Source organism: Bizionia argentinensis JUB59, from assembly GCF_000224335.1.
Classification (GTDB): Bacteria; Bacteroidota; Bacteroidia; order Flavobacteriales; family Flavobacteriaceae; genus Algorimicrobium; species Algorimicrobium argentinense.
This window is the reverse complement of the sequence record NZ_AFXZ01000023.1, coordinates 1-2,242: the sequence shown is the minus strand read 5'-3', so window position 1 is coordinate 2,242 and position 2,242 is coordinate 1. Positions and strand designations below refer to the sequence as shown.

Annotated in this window: 2 protein-coding genes; both read left to right on the top strand. The window is 32.8% G+C overall.

Features of this window, described 5'->3' with window-relative positions; all coding sequences use genetic code 11:
- Nucleotides 1-179: 179 nt before the first annotated feature.
- The gene (locus BZARG_RS07455) at nucleotides 180-1,031 is read left to right on the top strand and encodes an alpha/beta fold hydrolase (protein ID WP_008636950.1); all 852 of its coding nucleotides are present in this window, start codon (nucleotides 180-182) and stop codon (nucleotides 1,029-1,031) included.
- A gap of 464 nt (nucleotides 1,032-1,495) precedes the next feature.
- Nucleotides 1,496-2,242, top strand: a 747-nt coding sequence (locus BZARG_RS07450; RefSeq protein ID WP_040288173.1) for a hypothetical protein, incomplete at its 3' end; no start/stop codon positions are given.

The window sequence follows — 2,242 nt, the reverse complement described above, 5'->3', positions numbered from 1 at the left end:
CGGTTTAGTGCTTAATCAAAGGTCGTTGCGTGTTTGTAACGTCTGATTTTCCTTCGGAAAATCCTCGCATACAAACCCGCAACTATTCTTATACATAAACGTTAGGTACAATTAGACGAAACCATCAAAATTATGATTAAATACTATTTAATAGCTATTCCAGTAAAGCTTTATAAAAAATGAAAATTCTAATTGAATCAAATGTTCGTCTTTTTGTAGATATTGAAGGTATCAGTTTAGCGCCAGATAAATCAGTAATGCGAGAAAAACCCACATTGATTCTCCTTCACGGCGGACCTGGTTATGACCATTCAAGTTTCAAACCTGCTTTCTCTCAACTTTCTGATATCGTCCAAATTGTTTATTATGACCATCGTGGACACGGAAGAAGTGATTCACGTCCTATAAAAGAATTGACACTTGATATCCTTGCAGATGACATAGTGAAACTTTGTGATACTCTTGGCATTATAAAACCTATTGTACTTGGACAATCTTTTGGAGGATTTGTAGCACAACGATATATTGAAAGACATCCAAATCACCCTTTAAAGGTAATATTATCAAGTACATCCCATAATTTTGGACTCGATCGAAAACTAGCAAAGTTTGAACAACTAGGGGGTCTTGAAGCACGAATTGTTGCAGAGAAATTCTGGACAAATCCAAATGAATTGACTTATAATGCTTATCAAGTATTATGTAGACCATTTTACTCTGCTGTTATTTCGACTAACAATCAATCTTCATTGCGCTCTACATTTAAGAGTAAGATACTTTTCAAGTGGATAAATGGAGAATATCAGAATATGAGTCTTCTTTCGGGTTTATCTCGTGCTCAATGTGCCGTGCTTGTACTTGCTGGAGAACTTGACCCGGTATGCCCAATAGATGATTCTCGCGATATTGTTAAAGCCTTGCCAGAACAGTTTGTGCAATTTGAGGAATTTCAAAATTGTGGTCACGGAGTTTGGAGAGATAAACCTAATAAAGCATTTGTTAGAATTCGTAAATTTATTTTAGAAGATTAATCTATAAATAACTGAACCTAACAATGTATATAAAACATAGCTATTACCGGCTTTTAGTAAAAATAAAGAAAAATTCGGCTCGTGTATAATCCGAAACGATAGCGTCTTTTTACACGCTACGTTTCATATACCAACCGTTACCTACAATAGCGTAACGCAATAAAAACCCACCACTCTTACGCAAAATTAAACGGCAAATCTGATCTCACTCAAACGAAAAAAACTTTTGATTTAGCAAAATTAATTCCCTTCTGATTTATCACTGTTGCGTTAATAATTACGACTTTCGACCTGCCACTCTAACGGAATATTACGCCGATTTGAGCACGTTTACGATTCGTTTAAATAGCCGTTTTTCGCCCAGTTTATGTTCTCGTTTTTTTTTGATTTTTAAGTTAGAAAAAATGAAAAACTACTGTAGGTAACATGGTGTATAAAAAATGCTTATTTTGGTGCTTAACTTAATGGTAGTTGCGCGTTTGCTTTCTTCAGATTTTCCTTCGGAAAATCCTCGAGCGCAAACGCGCACTTCTCATACACGAGCCGTTATCTTTAAGCTAAAAAAAAATCAACGTATGGGAGTTTATGTATTACCTACAATAGTAAAAAAAGAAAATAATAAAGTTTCAGAAGTCCGAGAAGATGGAATGCCTGAATCTAATTCCATCAATGCTCTAAATGATTTAATTTTTTTAGATGAATTAAAAGATAGCCTAATAGAAATTGCCGATAAAGAACTTGATTTATCATTTTTCACTAAACCAAATGATTCTTCTTATGGGAATCAAGAGAACGTAAACATTTCATTTAATCCAAAAGAAGTATTGAAAAATATTAATCTCATAAAAGATGCTTTTAATAAAAGAGAGAATGAATTTATAAGACCATATACCTATTTAGGTATTTATGATAAAAATGAAAATCAACTAAGACAAGCATTTATTGTATTTGAAGAAGGTAAATTATTTAGGAAAAAAAAAACTCAAAGATGGGGACAACTTAATGCTAGCGAAGAAAAAGCAAGTTTCCAATGGTTTGATGATGAAAATGAAAAATGGGGAGGAAGTATAGATTTGACAAAGGAAAAACCGAAACTATATGAATTAACTTATGAAGGTGAGAAAAAAATAAAAGGAAGAGAATTGAATTATACCTTAAAGAAATCGAGATTTTACGATTTAATAAAACCTGAAATTGAAAACATTGAAACT

Coding starts and splice junctions, on each gene's coding strand:
- BZARG_RS07455 (WP_008636950.1), top strand. CDS start 180: ATGAAAATTCTAATTGAATCAAATGTTCGTCTTTTTGTAGATATTGAA.